The 331-nt window shown below is 42.9% G+C and carries 1 pseudogene; it reads right to left on the bottom strand.

Features of this window, described 5'->3' with window-relative positions:
- A pseudogene (locus AACT19_RS01575) lies at positions 1-97 on the bottom strand (RDD family protein); the annotation flags it as partial.
- Between the last annotated feature and the right edge of the window lie 234 nt (positions 98-331).

Below are 331 nucleotides of genomic sequence, written 5' to 3'. Positions count from 1 at the left end.
CCAGCATCTCAATAGCGATTACGATAAGGGCGTCATAGAACAAGGCACCAAATCGGCGCATTACTCCTGCTGGTGGCATTGTGTTTGTTGATGTCATGGTGTTATTACTTCTTCAAAAATTTAGGCGTCAGAATATAGTCTAAGGCTTGGCGTGAAAAGAGACATGACGCACAGCTTATGACTTAGTGGCGAAATTATCGGCAAACACACATGAATTCAAGTTTTTATACTTGCCACATCAGTTCGCATACGTATAATGCCAGACATCGAAAGGGCAACGCCCCAAGATAATGCCGGTATGGTGAAATTGGTATACACGACGGATTCAAAA

It is taken from the genome of Vibrio sp. 10N.222.47.A9 (genome assembly GCF_963872585.1).
Taxonomy (GTDB): Bacteria; Pseudomonadota; Gammaproteobacteria; order Enterobacterales; family Vibrionaceae; genus Vibrio; species Vibrio splendidus.
This window is presented reverse-complemented; position numbering and strand designations above follow the sequence as displayed.